At 66.2% G+C, this 14,033-nt stretch carries 14 protein-coding genes; 1 reads left to right on the top strand and 13 read right to left on the bottom strand.

Going from position 1 to position 14,033, the window contains the following annotated elements; all coding sequences use genetic code 11:
* The first annotated feature begins 25 nt into the window (after nucleotides 1-25).
* Nucleotides 26-1,690 (top strand): S1 family peptidase, encoded by a 1,665-nt coding sequence (locus tag PAA8504_RS05950; RefSeq protein WP_108893237.1) that lies wholly within the window; start codon nucleotides 26-28, stop codon nucleotides 1,688-1,690.
* Nucleotides 1,691-1,702: 12 nt separating this feature from the next.
* On the opposite strand, the gene PAA8504_RS05945 is transcribed toward PAA8504_RS05950, so the two are convergent.
* The 13 genes from PAA8504_RS05945 to PAA8504_RS05890 all read right to left on the bottom strand — a co-directional run bounded on the left by PAA8504_RS05945 (nucleotide 1,703) and on the right by PAA8504_RS05890 (nucleotide 13,940).
* Nucleotides 1,703-2,830, bottom strand: a complete 1,128-nt coding sequence (locus PAA8504_RS05945) for a zinc-binding dehydrogenase (protein ID WP_108893236.1) — start codon at nucleotides 2,828-2,830, stop codon at nucleotides 1,703-1,705.
* Nucleotides 2,831-2,892: 62 nt separating this feature from the next.
* Entirely contained in the window at nucleotides 2,893-3,930 is a 1,038-nt protein-coding gene (locus PAA8504_RS05940; protein ID WP_108893235.1) for a LacI family DNA-binding transcriptional regulator, read from the bottom strand.
* Between the two features lie 79 nt (nucleotides 3,931-4,009).
* Nucleotides 4,010-5,626, bottom strand: a complete 1,617-nt coding sequence (locus PAA8504_RS05935) for a peptidoglycan-binding domain-containing protein (protein WP_108893234.1) — start codon at nucleotides 5,624-5,626, stop codon at nucleotides 4,010-4,012.
* Nucleotides 5,627-5,643: 17 nt separating this feature from the next.
* Nucleotides 5,644-6,843 carry a phenylacetate--CoA ligase family protein gene (locus tag PAA8504_RS05930; RefSeq protein WP_108893233.1) on the bottom strand — a complete coding sequence of 400 codons (1,200 nt, stop codon included), beginning with the start codon at nucleotides 6,841-6,843 and terminating at the stop codon, nucleotides 5,644-5,646.
* 135 nt (nucleotides 6,844-6,978) lie between these two features.
* On the bottom strand, nucleotides 6,979-7,830 hold the full coding sequence (locus PAA8504_RS05925; RefSeq protein WP_108893232.1) for an ABC transporter ATP-binding protein: 852 nt from the start codon (nucleotides 7,828-7,830) through the stop codon (nucleotides 6,979-6,981).
* Nucleotides 7,831-7,890: 60 nt separating this feature from the next.
* Nucleotides 7,891-9,174, bottom strand: coding sequence for an ABC transporter substrate-binding protein (locus PAA8504_RS05920; protein WP_108893231.1), 1,284 nt, complete (start codon nucleotides 9,172-9,174; stop codon nucleotides 7,891-7,893).
* A 70-nt stretch (nucleotides 9,175-9,244) separates the two neighbouring features.
* Entirely contained in the window at nucleotides 9,245-10,321 is a 1,077-nt protein-coding gene (locus tag PAA8504_RS05915; RefSeq protein ID WP_108893230.1) for a branched-chain amino acid ABC transporter permease, read from the bottom strand.
* Nucleotides 10,322-10,323: 2 nt separating this feature from the next.
* The gene (locus PAA8504_RS22005; RefSeq protein ID WP_181375709.1) at nucleotides 10,324-10,500 is read right to left on the bottom strand and encodes a hypothetical protein; all 177 of its coding nucleotides are present in this window, start codon (nucleotides 10,498-10,500) and stop codon (nucleotides 10,324-10,326) included.
* On the bottom strand, nucleotides 10,497-10,712 hold the full coding sequence (locus PAA8504_RS05910) for a hypothetical protein (protein WP_146190455.1): 216 nt from the start codon (nucleotides 10,710-10,712) through the stop codon (nucleotides 10,497-10,499). Before PAA8504_RS05910 ends, PAA8504_RS22005 begins: the two co-directional genes overlap by 4 nt.
* Before the next feature lie 58 nt (nucleotides 10,713-10,770).
* The gene (locus tag PAA8504_RS05905; RefSeq protein WP_108893228.1) at nucleotides 10,771-11,757 is read right to left on the bottom strand and encodes a branched-chain amino acid ABC transporter permease; all 987 of its coding nucleotides are present in this window, start codon (nucleotides 11,755-11,757) and stop codon (nucleotides 10,771-10,773) included.
* Nucleotides 11,758-11,902: 145 nt separating this feature from the next.
* On the bottom strand, nucleotides 11,903-12,940 hold the full coding sequence (locus PAA8504_RS05900; protein WP_108893227.1) for a DUF3618 domain-containing protein: 1,038 nt from the start codon (nucleotides 12,938-12,940) through the stop codon (nucleotides 11,903-11,905).
* Nucleotides 12,937-13,353 carry a phage holin family protein gene (locus tag PAA8504_RS05895; protein WP_108893226.1) on the bottom strand — a complete coding sequence of 139 codons (417 nt, stop codon included), beginning with the start codon at nucleotides 13,351-13,353 and terminating at the stop codon, nucleotides 12,937-12,939. Before PAA8504_RS05895 ends, PAA8504_RS05900 begins: the two co-directional genes overlap by 4 nt.
* On the bottom strand, nucleotides 13,353-13,940 hold the full coding sequence (locus tag PAA8504_RS05890) for a hypothetical protein (protein WP_108893225.1): 588 nt from the start codon (nucleotides 13,938-13,940) through the stop codon (nucleotides 13,353-13,355). The genes PAA8504_RS05895 and PAA8504_RS05890 overlap by 1 nt, the downstream gene beginning before the upstream one ends.
* Between the last annotated feature and the right edge of the window lie 93 nt (nucleotides 13,941-14,033).

The following is a 14,033-nucleotide window of genomic DNA, read 5'->3' as shown; positions in this document are numbered from 1 at the left end:
CGCCGGGCTGCACTACCCTTCTGGCATGATCCGCGCGCTGCTCTTTCTTCTCTGTTGCCTTGCCGGTCCCGCAGCCGCGCAGGTCAGGGTGCCGGCGGGCGACTGCGCCATCGTTGTCGCCTCGCGCCAGTCCCTGCCCGAGGTGCGCAGCTTCATCGACGCCTGGGGCTTCCAGTCCCGCGCCCGGGTCTATCGCGCGCAGAACGGGTGGTTCGCGATCACGTTGGGGACCACGCGCAACGACGGCTCGGCCGACCGTATCGCCGCGATGAAGCGCGCAGGCACCGTTCCCTCGGACAGCTTCTGCTCGACCATGGACAGTTACTCGGCCGAAATCCCATGGCGGGCCTCGGCCCCAGCGGGCAACCTGTGGGCCGAGTTCGACGCTCGCCCCCTGTCGCGGCCCGAAAATCGGATGCTGCAAGCCGCGCTGACAGCCAGCGGGGACTATGTCGGCACGCTGGACGGCGAATGGGGCCGCCGCAGCCAGGATGCGCTGGACCGCTTTGCCCTGCGCGAGTTCCAAACCAAACCCCTGAACGCCCACGCCGCCCTTCTGGCTGCGCAGATTCTCGACACCTTCGCGGACGAAGGGTGGGAGTATCGCCGCATCGACTGGCTGGCGATGTCGGCCCTGCTGCCGCAGGCCAATCTGACCCTGACCGAGAATGAGGCGACGTTCAGCGAATGGCGCCATCGCACCCGGGATCTGGGTGTCCTCATGGGTGATTATGCGACCGGCTACATGGTCGATCTGCACGGACAGGTTTTGGAAAACGCCCCCTTCGCCAGCGCGCCCTACACAGTGCGGCAGGACGATCTGTGGATCTCGGCCTTTCCCACGGGCGGCGGGCGCATCTATCTGCGCAGCGATCTGCTTTATGGCACATGGTCCACGATCATGGTTCAGGCCGGCCCCGATGCCCTGCCTGATCTGGCCCTCATCACCGCCAGCCTGACGCCCGATCCGCCCCCGAATATCCTGCCGTCCATCGATGGTCCGCTTCTGCGCATGGTGGCCGAACTGAGCGAGGAGATCGCCGCCCCCGAACCCGACCGCCGGGCGGAGGTCGCCCAGCCGCAGCCGCATGGCGACGCGCCCATCGGGTCCGGCACAGCCTTCTTCGTGACCGACGATGGCATCGCCCTGACGAACCACCATGTGATTGCACAGTGCGCGACGATTACGGTGGGTGGCGCGTCCGCCACTGTGCTGGCCGACAGCGCCATGTTCGACCTGGCCGCGCTGAGGATCGGCGGGACCACGACGCCCCTGGCCTTTTCCGCCGAGACAACGCCCCTGAACGCCGACATCACCATTGCGGGCTATCCCTTGTCCGACATCCTGGGCGGTCTGAACATCAACCGAGGCAGCGTGTCATCCCTGAAAGGTCCGGGCGGGGACGAGACGAAGATCCAGATCTCGGCCCCCGTTCAAAGCGGCAACAGCGGCGGCCCGGTGATCGACCGCTATGGCAACCTTGTCGGCGTGGTGGTGGAGAAGATGAACAGCCTGCGCGGCGGCGAGGTCGTCCAGAACGTCAATTTCGCCGTGCGGGGCGAGATCGCGAAGGCCTTCCTGTCCTCGAACGGCATCCACTTCGCCGAAGCACTAGCCGCTGCGCCGTTGTCGCCCGAGGACGCGGCCCGTCGCCTGTCGGCGGCGACGAAGCCGGTCCTGTGCTACTGATCGGCTGAAGGGTCAGTCGAAGACGATGACCTGCCGGATCGCGTCGCCCGCGGCCAGCCTCTCGAACCCTTCGTTGATGTCCTCGAGCTTGATCTTGTGGGTCATCAACTTTTCGATCGGCATGGCGCCCGACATCATCAGGTCGGCAAACCGGGGAATGTCGCGCTTTGGAACGCAGGACCCGACATAGCTGCCGCGCAGGGATTTCTCGCTGACTGTCAGCGCGGCGGCGGGGATCGAGACTTCGTCATCGGGATGCGGCAGGCCGGCCGTCACCGCGATCCCGCCGCGCTTGACGATATCCCACGCAAAGCGCAGCGCGCGGGTGGACCCCGCGACCTCGACCGCGACATCCACGCCGCCGCCGGTCAGCTCCTGAACCTTGGCGACCGCGCCCTCCTCGGCTGGGTCGATAACGTGATGCGCGCCAAGCTCGAGCGCGAAATCGCGTTTCGCGGCAGACAGGTCCACCGCGATCACCGGATAGGCGCTGGCGGCCAGAGCGGCCAGAAGACCCGCCAGCCCGACGCCGCCCAGCCCAACGATGGCACAGCTTTGCCCCGTCTTCAGCGTGCCCGAGTTCAGCGCAGCCCCTGCCCCGGTCAGTACCGCGCAACCCAGCAACGCCGCCTTGTCCAGCGGGATATCCTTGCCGATCTTCACGGCACTTCCCTGGTCGATCACCACGTAATCGGAAAACGCCGAGACACCGATATGGTGGTCGACCACCTCGCCATCGACGCGGATCCGCTTTTCCCCCGACAACAACGATCCGCCCATCGCGGCTTTCGCGGCGGGCTGGCAGAGGGCAGGCCGCCCCTCAGCACAGGGCAGGCATTGCCCGCAGGAAGGGACGAAGATCAGCACCACATGATCGCCCGGCGCGAACCGCGTCACCGCGTTGCCGACCTCTTCCACGATGCCCGCAGCCTCGTGCCCCAGCGCCACCGGCATCGCCCGCGGCCGGTCGCCGTTGATCGACGACAGGTCGGAATGGCACAGCCCCGCGGCGGCGATCTTCACGCGCATTTCGGTCGGGCCGGGATCGTCCAGCTCGGCCTCGACGATCTTCAGGGGCTGCGAGTCGGTATAGGGACGGGGCAGGCCCATCTCGCTCAGCATGGCAATGCGCGTTTTCATTCAATCCTCCCGGGCGGTTACAGCCCGGAGCATGATCCGCCCGCGCAGGGCCCGCAAGCGCCTCAGGGCTTGTAGCGCCGGAGCGTGTCGCCAAAGGCCACGGTGGGCTCGATCTCGACCCGCTTGGGCTCGGTCAACGTGCCATCGGCGCGGCCCGCGATGATCTTGGCGGCCTCGCGCCCCGTCTCGCGCCGTCCGGCATCCATCGTCGCCAGCTTGCGCGGCAGACCGTCCAGAAGCTCGGTCCCGTTGAACCCGGCCAAGCCCAGTCGGCCGGGAATGTCGATGCCCTGCTCCAGACACCACAGCAATCCGCCCGCGCCGATCATGTCGTTGGAGTACCACAGGAAATCCAGATCCGGGTTACGCCCCAGAATGGTCTCCGTCATCTCGCGCCCCTTCTTGAGGGCCGAGCCTCCGGCATAGAATTCCTGATCCGCGACTTCCATGCCCCGGCGGGCCAGCGTCTCGGTAAACCCCTCGAAGCGTTTCCGCGCCCGGTGGTCCAGCGGCATCTGCGTGCCGAGGAACCCGATCTGCTCGAACCCCTGTTTCAGGATCGCCTCGGCCATCGTGCGGCCCGCGCGGCGCTGGCTGATGCCGACGACCGAATCCACCGGATCGCCGTCCACGTCCATGATCTCGACCACAGGCACATCGGCCGCCGTCAGCATCTTGCGGCAGGCGTCGTTATGCTCGATCCCCGCAATGATGATCCCCGAGGGCCGCCAGGACAGCATCTCGTAGATCACCTTTTCCTCCCGCTCGGGGCGATAGTTGGTGACGCCCACGACGGGTTGCAGGTGAGTCTCGTCCAGCACCTCGGTGATGCCGCCCAAGACGTCGGGAAACACCATGTTCGACAAGCTGGGGATGATGACCGCCACAAGGTTCACCCGGCTGGACGCCAGCGCACCCGCGATCTTGTTCGGCACATAGCCCAGGTCCTTCGCCGCCTCGAGCACCCGTTCGCGCGTCGTCTGGCTGACATCGCCGCGATTGCGCAGCACCCGGCTGACCGTCATTTCGCTGACGCCCGATGCCTCCGAGACGTCGCGCAACGTCATCGGGCGGCGGGGCGGTATGGGACGGTCGGTCATGAGGCGGCTCCGAAAAGGGGTGCACCGGATCTATCGCACCCCGTGCGGCGATGGAAGCATTCGATGTTAGCGCCCCAACTCACCGCAGGACATCGCGCAGGGTGTCGGCCAGCAGCCGGACTGCAGTGACCTGATTCACATACCCCGTCTGCGGCAGTCCCGCGCTTTGTTGATACCGGCGCAGCGCCGCGCGGGTCTGTTGATCGAAGGTGCCGTCCACGGCCCCCGGTTGGAAGCCCAGCGCCTCCAGTCGCGTCTCGACCGCGCGGCGGGTGATCGGCGTCAGGCCAAGACGTGCCTCTTCCTGCGCATTGGCGCTGTCCTGCGGCGCAGGGGCTTGAATGGGCGACTGTTGCTGAGGTTGTTGCGGCTGCTGCACCTGCCCTTCAAGGCCGGCGATCGCCGCGCGCGCCGCGCCCACGAACTCCCCATCCGGGAACGCGGCAATATAGCGGCGATACCCGTCAGCGCTGTTCTCCTGCTGGGTTGCGCGCCAGATCTGACGCTCCCGCTCGGTCGCGCCATCGTCGGCAGCCTGACTGTTGCGGATTTCGGTCAGAAGCCGGTTCGCCTCCTCGGCATGGAATCCGCCAGGGAACCGTTCCAGATAGGCCTGCAACTCGGCCTCGGACCGTTCCTGGCCCATCTCGGCCCAAAGCGCCTCGTCCTGTGCGCGTTGCGCCTCCCGCCGCTCGGCCCCCTGCGCATCCAGAGCATCGACTTGAGCTTGGGTCAGATAGCCTGTCGGCTCGAACCCGCGGCTTTGCTGCCACCCACGGATCGCGCCACGCGTGCCCGACCCGAAAATTCCGTCGATCCCGCGCGTGTCGTAGCCCAAGACCGACAGATCGCGCTGAACGGCCTGCCGCGCGTCGCGCCCAAGGCCCAGCGCTTCTTCGGCGCTGGCAAGCTGCTCCTCGGGGCTTTGGCTCTGGCGATCCAGTTCGGCCTGCGCCTCGGTCGCATAGCGCCCGTCGGGATAGCGCGACAAATAAGCGGCATAGGCGTCGGCGTTATCGCGCTGCTGGGTCAGCGCCCAATAGGCGGCTTCGGCATCGTTGGCCGGCGCGGTAGGCGTGGCAGCCGGTTGATCCTGCTGAATGAACACCAGCGAGTTGCTGACGAACCCGTCGAAGCTCATGTCCTCGGCCCCGGTCAGACGCGCGCCGGGCTGGGCCAGTCGATCCTCGATATAGCGCAGCGCCGCATCGGGCTCTCCTTGAGCCAGCATCACACCTTGGGGCAGGTCGATATCGCCAACCTCCCCGGGCGCGCCCAGCACCATGACCGCGCGACCGGGCATTTCGCCCAACAACTCTGCCAGCAACGACAGCGGCATCCCCGACGCCGCGGCATCCACGGGGCTGGCGCCTTGGGCATCGGCAGGCAGGAACCACGTCTCGCCCCCGACCTCGGCAAAGCGCCCGACCAGACCGACGGCCAGCGCATCGGCCTCGTCGATCCGCCCTTCGAACCGCCGAACCGCATCGAAGATCGCCCCCCGGTCCGCATCCTCGAGCGTGATCACCTCCACCCCGGCCCGGCGCAGCGCGGCCCCTGCATCGTCGATCCCGCGCGCGGCCTCGACCCTGTCCAGCGCGTCGTATCGGTCGTTCCCGATCAACAGCGCGACCTCATCGGCCAGGGCGGGACCCGTGACGAGCGAGAGGGCAAGGGCAGTGATAACGGCGCGCATGGGCGGGCTCCTTCGTGTCAGTCGTAGTGTCTCTGGTCGTCGATGACCTTGCCATCGCGCGGCAGGCTGCCGGGTGCAACCGTCTCGACCGTCCCGCGCAGTTTCAGCACGTCGCGCACGCTGTCCTCATAGCCGCCCGCGGGCGCGTCCGTTTCCAGCGCGACATGCATGGCATCGGCTTCCCCTTCGCGGGTGACGGTGACGCGGGCGCGGGATACCTCGGGATGGCGGGCGACCAGATCGGCCACCTGTTCGGGCCGGACGAACATCCCCTTGATCTTCGCCGTCTGGTCCGCGCGCCCCATCCAGCCCTTGATGCGCATGTTGGTCCGCCCGCAGGGTGACTGGCCGGGCAGCACTGCCGACAGGTCCCCCGTGGCGAAGCGGATCAGCGGGTAATCGGGGTTCAACGTGGTCACGACGACCTCGCCGACCTCGCCCTCCGGCACCGGATCGCCGGTGCCGGGGGTCACGATCTCGACGATCACGCCCTCGTCGACGATCAGCCCCTCCATCGCCTCGCTCTCATAGGCGATGTTGCCCAGGTCCGCGGTCGCATAGCACTGCCGGCACGCGATCCCGCGATCGCGGTACCATTCGCGCAGCGACGGGAACAGCGCCCCGCCCGAGACGGCGGCCTTCGTGATCCCCAGCGTCAGCCCCAACTCGTCCGCCTTTTCCAGGATCACCTTCAGGTAATCCGGCGTGCCGGCATAGGCGGTGATCCCAAGCTGCGCCGCCGCTTTCGCCTGAAGCTCGGTCTGGCCCGTCCCGGCGGGCAGCACGGTCGCCCCCACCGCCCGCGCGCCGCTTTCGAACATCATGCCCGCGGGCGTCAGGTGATAGCCGAAGCAGTTCTGCACGATATCGTCGGTCCCGATCCCGCAGGCGCGCAGGAACCGGGCCATGCGGAACCAGTCGCCGTCGATCTTGCCCGGCTCGTAGATCGGGCCGGGCGACTGGAAGACATGGGTGAACCCCGAAATCGGCCCCGTCAGCCCGCCAAGAGGCGGCGCGTCCTTCTGGGCCGCGATCAGGTCGGACTTGCGCAGCACCGGCAGCGCCGCCAACGCGGCCCGGTCCGTCACGCCCGCTGCGTCCACGCCGGCCAAGCCATACCCCGAAAGACCCTGCGCCCGCGCCACTTGCACCGGCAGAACCTCGGCCAGCGCGGCGTCCCGTGCCGCGGCGTCGCGAAACTCCAGATCGTCGGTCATCCTCATCTCTCCCTTATCGGCTCTTTCGCGGCCGTCTCTCAATAACAAGGGGACGTTACGGAATAACGCCCCCTTCATTCACCCTTGACCAAATACCCCCGCCGGAGGCGGATTTTCGCCCGCGAAAATCCCCACTCAGCTCAGCCACCTCTTTCGCCGCCGGTACGAGCGGGTGTCGCGAAACGACCGCCGTCCTTCGTCCGACATGCCAAGATAGAACTCCTTGACGTCCGGGTTCTCGCGCAACGCGTCGGCCTTGCCATCCATCACGATCCGCCCTGATTCCAGGATATATCCCTGATGGGCAAAGCGCAGCGCCACGTTGGTGTTCTGCTCGGCCAGCAGGAAGCTCACGCCCTCACGCTCGTTCAGATCCTTCACGATGCCGAAGATTTCCTCGACCAGCTGCGGCGCCAAGCCCATGGACGGCTCGTCCAGCAGGATCGTCTCGGGCCGGGCCATCATGGCGCGGCCGATGGCGCACATCTGCTGCTCTCCGCCGCTGGTGTATCCCGCCTGGCTCTTCCGCCGCTCCTTCAGGCGCGGGAAATAGGTATAGACCAGTTCGAGATCCGCCTCGACCTTCGCCCGGCCGTCACCACGGGTATAGGCGCCGGTCAGCAGGTTCTCCTCCACGGTCAGGTGCTCGAAGCAGTGCCGCCCCTCCATCACCTGGATGACGCCCCGCTTGACCAACTCGGACGGGTTCAGGTCCTGCACCTTCTCGCCGCGATAGAGGATCGATCCCTTGGTGACCTCCCCCCGCTCCGATCTCAGCAACGCCGAGATCGCCTTCAGCGTCGTCGTTTTGCCCGCGCCGTTGCCCCCCAGAAGCGCCGTGATCCCGCCTTTCTTCAGGCTCAGGGACACGCCCTTCAGCACGAGGATGACCGAATTGTAGATCACCTCGATATTGTTGACCTCCAGCAGCGGCGCGTCGTCCGCTCCGCCGGGCCGGTCCAGCGTCTGGGCCTCGGTCACGCTCATCGCACTCTCCTCCCCGGAATGGTCCCCGGGCGACCGACCGCCGCCCGGGGAAGGATCACATCAGTCCTGGCACCGCAGTTCGATGTTGTTCTCTTCGGCGTAGGCCATCGCGTCCTCTTCGACGAGGCGCTCGATCAGGTCCTGGTTCGACTGGATATAGTCGGTCAGAACCTCCCATTCGCCCGTCTCGGCGTTCCACTGGTTGATCGCGGCACGCCCCGATCCGCCGTGGTTGGTACAGGACGCCTCGAAGGTCGGGCCGAAGCCGGCAAGACCCAGGTCGGCCATCCTTTCCTCGGTCAGCGCAAGCTGCTCCATGCCGTCACGCATCTGCGCGGGGGTGATGGCGCTGACGCCGTGGATCTCTTGCGCCTTCTTCGCACCCTCCACGGCGATCATCGCGGCATAGAGGCCACGGTTATACAGGACCGTCCCATGCTGATCGCCCGCACCGGCGCCCAGACCTGCAGACCAGACATATTCTTCCAGATCGTCATAGAGTTCGAAGTCATCGCCCACCGCGTGGAAGTTCAGCGCCTTGTAACCGTTCGCACGCTCGCCCGCGGGCATCACGTCGTTCTCGGATCCGGACCACCAGATGCCGATGAAGTTCTCCATCGGAAAGCGGATATTCACGGCCTCCTGGATGGCGACTTGGTTCATGACGCCCCATCCCCACATGATCACGTAATCAGGCCGCTGCTGGCGCACCTGCACCCAGGTCGACCGTTGCTCCTGCCCAGGATGATCGACGGGCAGTTCCAAAAGCTCGAACCCGTGCATTTCGGACAATTCGGTCAGGGTGCGGATCGGCTCCTTCCCGTAGGCCGAGTTGTGGTAGACCAGCCCGATCTTCTTGCCCGACAGGTCGCCGCCATTCTCGTCCATCAGGTACTTGATCGCGACCGAGGCGCCGTCCCAATAGGTCGCGGGATAGTTGAAGATCCACTTAAAGACTTCGCCCTGCGATGCGCTCGTCCGGCCGTATCCAAGCGTGTGCATCGGGATGCCGTCCGCCGAGACGCGGGGGATCAACTGATAGGTGATGCCCGTCGACAGCGGTTGATACAGCAACGCGCCTTGGCCTTTCGTCGACTCATAGCACTCCACACCCTTCTCGGTGTTATAGCCGGTTTCGCACTCGATCATGTTGATCATCTCACCGCCGACACCGCCGTCGCGCTCGTTGATCAGCGTGAAGTAATCGGCATAGCCGTCGGCGAAGGGGATGCCGTTGGCGGCATAGGGCCCCGTCCGGTAGCTGAGGTTGGGAAACACCAGCTCGGCCATCGCGGGGCCTGCAAGCGTGGCGGTCAAGGCAACCGCCGTGATCAGTCTTTTCATGTCTTTCCTCCCGGTTGCGCCCGTTGGCGGGCGTCTTTCCTGTGGACCGTTTCGGCCCGATGAACCGACCCTAGTGCGGGAACGGCCATATCCGCAATTTTTCCTTCGTCACGCGCCACAGCTGCGCCATGCCGTGCGGCTCGACCACCAGAAAGAAGATGATCAGGCCGCCGACGATCATGAACTCCAGATGCGCCGCCAAGTCGGTGGGCCAGCCCAGGCCGCCTACCAGCACGTTCTTCAAAAGCACCGGCATCAGCACCATGAACGCGGCCCCGAGGAAGCTGCCCAGGATCGAGCCCAGCCCCCCGATGATGATCATGAACAGCACCAGGAACGACTTGTTAATCCCGAACGCCTCGCCCACCTCGACCGCGCCCAGATAGACCGCGAAGAACAACGCGCCGGCGATCCCGATGAAGAAGGACGACACGCCGAAGGCCGACAATTTGGCGCGCAGGGGATCCACCCCGATGATCTCGGCCGCGATGTCCATGTCGCGGATCGCCATCCATTTTCGCCCAATCGACCCGCGGGTCAGGTTCCGGCAGATCCAGGCGCTGGCCAGCACGAAGACAAGGCAGAACAGATAGGTCGCCCAGGCTTGCGTCTCGGGACCGGTGATCCGGAACCCCGCCAGCGTCCGCTCGGGCGCGTTGATCTGCCCCGAGGCCGAGTAGTTGTAGAACCACGGCACCCGGTTGAACAGCCACACCAGGAAGAACTGCGCGGCCAGAGTCGCGACCGCCAGATAGAACCCCTTGATCCGCAGACTGGGCAGCCCGAACAGCATTCCCACCGCGGCGGTGACGAACCCCGCCAAGACAACATGAATGGCAATATTGATGTCCGGAAACGCAGTCATCAGCTTGTAGACGCTGTACGCGCCTACCGCCATGAACCCCCCGGTGCCAAGGCTGACCTGCCCGCAATACCCCGTAAGGATGTTCAACCCCAGCGCCGCGATGGCATAGATCAGAAGGGGAAGGAAAATCGCGTTCACCCAGTAATCGTTGACCACGAACGGCACCACGGCCAACGCGACGACCATCAGCGCCCAGTAGGCCCGCCGATCCAGCCGGATCGGGAACGTCTGGCTGTCGTCGGCGTAGCTCGTCTTGAAATCACCTGCCTCGCGATAAAGCATTCCTATCTCCCTCCCTTCACGCGGGCCGCGCCCCAAAAGCACAGTCCCGCGAATACCATCACGCCCAAGGCGTTCAGCCACGGAACCGTCCCTGCCCGGACCGCCTGCACGATCACCGCGATCAGCGCGGCCACGGCCAGAAGTCCCACAAGGCTCAGCGTCTGGCTCAGCATCTTCACGCGGGCGCCCTCAGACGTTTCCACGCCAGAATCGCCATGGATGCCATCACCAGCGCGACGAACCCCGCCTGTGTCAGCCCCGATTTCGCCGCTTCGCACTGGGCGCCCTCGCAGGCCGCCGCCACGATCAGCGCATCGACGGTCACCAACCCCGCCAATACCGCGCCCGCGCCGAACACCACCAGCCCCATCCAGGTCACGCCCCGCTTCATCCTTGTCCAAATACCCCCGCCGGAGGCCGGGTCGTCGCCCCAGCGACGATCCGCACCGTCAAACCCTTTCGATGATCTTTTCGCCGAACAGCCCCTGCGGGCGGAACACCAGGAAGATCAGCGCCAGCACATAGGCGAACCAGTTCTCGGTCGCGCCGCCCACAAGCGGCCCCACCAGAAATTCGAACAGCTTCTCGCCCACGCCAATGATCAGCCCGCCAACGATGGCCCCGGGGATCGAAGTGAAGCCCCCCAGCATCAAGACCGGCAGCGCCTTCAATGCGATCAGCGACAGGCTGAACTGCACGCCCGATTTCGCGCCCCACATGATCCCGGCAACCAGCGCCACGAAGCCCGCGATGGACCATGTCAGCACCCAGATGAAGTTGAGGCTGATCCCCACCGACAGCGCCGCCTGGTGGTCGTCGGCCACCGCGCGCAGGGCCCGCCCCTGCTTGGTGTATTGCGAGAACGCGACCAGCACCGTCACCAGCACGACCGCGATCAGCGTCGCCGCGATGTCGAGGTTGTCGATATAGAAGCCGTAGCCGAACATGTTGTAGGTCATGTCGTCGATGGTGGTGTTCAGACCTTGCGGCAGCCCGACATCCAGCGTCTTGATGTCCGACCCCCACATCATGTCGCCCAGCCCTTCCAGGAAATAGGCCAGGCCGATGGTCGCCATGAACAGGATGATCGGCTCCTGGTTGACCAGGTGCCGCAGCACCAGCCAGTTCACCGCCCAGGCGAACAGGACCATCACCACCATGGTCAGGATGATGGCGAACAGCGCGGGCACCGACCAGCCGAAGCCGTGGATCTCGGTGCCCAGCGTGGCGTTGATCAGATGCTCGAACGGCACCTGCCCTTCCATGATCCCCACCAGCGTCAGCGCTGCGAACAGGGCCATGACGCCCTGGGCGTAGTTGAAAATCCCCGACGCTTTGAAGATCAGCACGAACCCCAGCGCCACCAGCGCATAGAGAACACCCGCCATCAGGCCGTTCAGCGTCACCTCGATCGCGAACAACAACTGGTCCGGCATCGTTCGACTCCTCCCAAAGTCTCCTCCGGGGATCAGTGTTGCCGCGCCCTATCGCGTAATCAACCGGCAATTACGTCTTGGACGCGATGCCGCAACGGAAAGAGGGCGCCGAAGCGCCCTCTCCCCCACATTCATGTCGGCACCGTCAGGTCCGGGGGTTGCCCAGATCCTGACGCTCCGCCTCGTCCTCGGCCCGGTCCTTCACGCGGCGGGCGGCATCCTCGGCCTCCTTCCGCGCGGCCGAGGCAGCGGTCTCCTCGCCCGGTGCGGTCCGGTCGGCGGCGTCGCGCTCTTCGTTGGCGATGTCGCGCACTTCTTCACCAGCGGCCTGAGCAACCGACTTCGCCTTCTGCGACTCCTCGCGATAGATCCGCTCGGCCTCGTCCATCAGGTTGTCGCTCTGCTCGCCGAGATAACGGTCCTCGGTCCGCGACCGCGGCAGGCCACCCGCTAGCGCGGCCCCCAGCGCAAGGGCCAGCGCCCCGGCGACCAGCGGCTGCTCTTCAAAGAAGTCGGCGGCCCGGTCGGCGCCGCGCCGCGCACCACGACTGGCCGAGTCGCGCGCTTCCATCGCACGGCGGCGGGCGCGGATGACCCGCTCGCGGGAGGCATCGCCCAGGTGTTCGGTGCCCCGCGACAGACGCTCCTGCATCCGTTCGCTGCGCGCACGCGCCGCAGCGGCCCGCGCCGACGCGCCTTCACGCATCCGGTCTGCCCCATGCTGCATCCGGGCACCGGCATCATGGGCCGCCCCCTTCGCACGGTCGCCTTTGCTTGGGCCGTCGTCGAAATCGCCGGGCGTGACGAACTCGTCCGGGTCGGGACGGGTCCAGTCGGGCTCGGCCCGCATCTGCGGACGGGTGGCCGGGTGCAGCGGCTCGTTGACGTCCGACGCACGCGGCAGAGCATGGTCCACCGGCCTGCGGTCATCGGGGTCGCGCCCCTGACCGAAGATCAGCCAGCCAAGGCCCACGCCGGTGACCGCCAGCGCCAGCGGATTTTCCTTCACCGCGCGCTGCACGGACCGGCCGATCTCGCCGCCATTGCCGCGCAACGTGTCGGTGATCTGCTTGACGATGTAATTCGCGTCGAACCGATCCGTCAGTTCGCTCAGCGTGGAATCCAGCCCCGAGCGTTCCTCTTCGATCTCGCGTTCGATGTCTTTCGAGGATCTGTCGCTCATTTCGTCGCCTCCCGGACGGTGTTGGCATCACGCTGCACATTCGCGGCGGTGCGCGTCGGCGCGAGACTGCGCGCCTTCAGGTCGCTGCGCCCCTTGGACAGGAAGATCATCGCTATGATCGCGAACACGACCGCCACGATCAGCGACGCCCAGCCGGCGCCAAGGCCGGTCAGGTTGGCGACCCAGCCGACCAGCGCGGCCGACAGTGTGTTCAGCGCCACGATGGCGAAGACCAGCGCGACCGCCAGCGCGATCAGCGCGCCCACGGCCTTGTTGATGTTCTCGCTGACCTCGGTGCGGGCCAGGTCGACTTCGCTGCGCACAAGGCTGGACACATGGGTCAGCGCCTCGCGCACCAGCGTCATGGTCGACTGGTTCTCGGTGCGGGGGGTGGTGTCGTTATGGTCTGACATCACGGAAGCTCCCTCGTCGGGCCGCCGGTCGAGCCTGGCGGGTTGGGCGCGGCCGCCGGAACGGGGTCACGCGGCGGAAGGGGGGCGGCGCCGTGACGCGATCCCTCGTAGCTGCTGCCCGATCCGCCCATGCCGGATCCGCTGCCGTCGCCCACGTAATCGGTCTTGGGGCTACGGTGGCTGCTGGCTTTGGCGAACCGCGACGCAGCGAACCCAAGAAGGGCTGCACCGCCAAGGAAGGCCACCGGATTGCGGCGGGCGAAATCGCTCGCGTCATCCATCAGCTCTCCAAGGTCCTTGCGCTCGATCGCCTCCGAGACGTCGGCCATCGCATCGGCGACCTGCCCGAACGTCCGTTCCTGCGGCGATCCATCGCGGCTTGCCTCGGCCGCCTTGCGCAACGCATCGGCAACGTTGCCCGCTTCGGACGCCACGCGTCCTTGCGCGTGATCGGCCTGACGGCCGGCTTCGTCCCTGACGGTGCGGTACGCTTCGTTGCCCGCATCGCGCGCATCGTCAGCCATGGTGTGGGCCTGCCGTTGCGCCTCGTCGCGCCCGGTCTGGCCTCCTGAACTTGTATCACTCATCACTATCTCCTCTAGCCCGTTTACCCCGGCCGTCGGGAACTCGATAAAAATCGGGGTCGAATGGCGGCCCGGTACGCTATGATGGGGCAACCC

The sequence above is a fragment of the Palleronia abyssalis genome (assembly GCF_900302445.1).
Taxonomy (GTDB): Bacteria; Pseudomonadota; Alphaproteobacteria; order Rhodobacterales; family Rhodobacteraceae; genus Palleronia; species Palleronia abyssalis.
The sequence above is the reverse complement of the archived record's forward strand: the minus strand, read 5'-3'. Positions and strand labels throughout refer to the sequence as shown.

Bases quoted from the DNA above. Each gene is read 5' to 3' on its own strand.
- PAA8504_RS05950 (WP_108893237.1), top strand. From the start codon at position 26: ATGATCCGCGCGCTGCTCTTTCTTCTCTGTTGCCTTGCCGGTCCCGCA.
- PAA8504_RS05945 (WP_108893236.1), bottom strand. From the start codon at position 2,830: ATGAAAACGCGCATTGCCATGCTGAGCGAGATGGGCCTGCCCCGTCCC.
- PAA8504_RS05940 (WP_108893235.1), bottom strand. From the start codon at position 3,930: ATGACCGACCGTCCCATACCGCCCCGCCGCCCGATGACGTTGCGCGAC.
- PAA8504_RS05935 (WP_108893234.1), bottom strand. From the start codon at position 5,626: ATGCGCGCCGTTATCACTGCCCTTGCCCTCTCGCTCGTCACGGGTCCC.
- PAA8504_RS05930 (WP_108893233.1), bottom strand. From the start codon at position 6,843: ATGACCGACGATCTGGAGTTTCGCGACGCCGCGGCACGGGACGCCGCG.
- PAA8504_RS05925 (WP_108893232.1), bottom strand. From the start codon at position 7,830: ATGAGCGTGACCGAGGCCCAGACGCTGGACCGGCCCGGCGGAGCGGAC.
- PAA8504_RS05920 (WP_108893231.1), bottom strand. From the start codon at position 9,174: ATGAAAAGACTGATCACGGCGGTTGCCTTGACCGCCACGCTTGCAGGC.
- PAA8504_RS05915 (WP_108893230.1), bottom strand. From the start codon at position 10,321: ATGCTTTATCGCGAGGCAGGTGATTTCAAGACGAGCTACGCCGACGAC.
- PAA8504_RS05910 (WP_146190455.1), bottom strand. From the start codon at position 10,712: ATGAAGCGGGGCGTGACCTGGATGGGGCTGGTGGTGTTCGGCGCGGGC.
- PAA8504_RS05905 (WP_108893228.1), bottom strand. From the start codon at position 11,757: ATGCCGGACCAGTTGTTGTTCGCGATCGAGGTGACGCTGAACGGCCTG.
- PAA8504_RS05900 (WP_108893227.1), bottom strand. From the start codon at position 12,940: ATGAGCGACAGATCCTCGAAAGACATCGAACGCGAGATCGAAGAGGAA.
- PAA8504_RS05895 (WP_108893226.1), bottom strand. From the start codon at position 13,353: ATGTCAGACCATAACGACACCACCCCCCGCACCGAGAACCAGTCGACC.
- PAA8504_RS05890 (WP_108893225.1), bottom strand. From the start codon at position 13,940: ATGAGTGATACAAGTTCAGGAGGCCAGACCGGGCGCGACGAGGCGCAA.